General features: G+C 78.3%; 1 pseudogene. It reads right to left on the bottom strand.

Features of this window, described 5'->3' with window-relative positions:
* A pseudogene (locus GTW08_RS24910) lies at positions 1–526 on the bottom strand (2-succinyl-5-enolpyruvyl-6-hydroxy-3-cyclohexene-1-carboxylate synthase); the annotation flags it as partial.

Below are 526 nucleotides of genomic sequence, written 5' to 3'. Positions count from 1 at the left end.
CCGGCACGGTGAGCCGCGACCCGGACCAGCCGACGTCCCGAGCCGGGGCGGGCCGCGAGTTCGCCCGCGTCGCCGCCCCAGTCGGTCGCCCGCCAGCCCGCCGCCCGGGCCAGGGCCACGAGGTCGACGCCGGTCGGCGTGCCGAAGATGCGCTCGAAGGCGTGGGCGTGCGACGGACCGCCCTGTTCGAGCAGGTGGAAGATGCCGCCGCCGTCGTCGTCGAGGACGGTGACGGTCAGGTCCGGGGACGGCTCCCCCGGGCCGACGACCAGTCCGGTGGTGTCGTGCAGCAGCGTGAGGTCGCCGAGCAGCAGCGCCGTCGGGCCCGGGTGGGCGAGCGCGGCGCCGAGGGCGGTCGACACCGTCCCGTCGATGCCCGCGACCCCGCGGTTCGACCGCACGGTGAGCCCGGAGCGGGGCACGGCGGCCAGCGCGACGTCGCGTACCGGGTTCGACGAGCCGAGGACGAGCTGGCCGCCGTCGGGCTGGGCGGCGACGAGGTCGCGGGCCAGCCGCAGGCCGGGTG

Origin of the sequence: Pseudonocardia sp. SID8383, assembly GCF_009864975.1 — a bacterium.
In the GTDB taxonomy this organism is placed as follows: domain Bacteria; phylum Actinomycetota; class Actinomycetes; order Mycobacteriales; family Pseudonocardiaceae; genus Pseudonocardia; species Pseudonocardia alni.
Note: the sequence above shows the minus strand (reverse complement) of the source record. Positions and strands in the feature narration are given on the sequence as shown.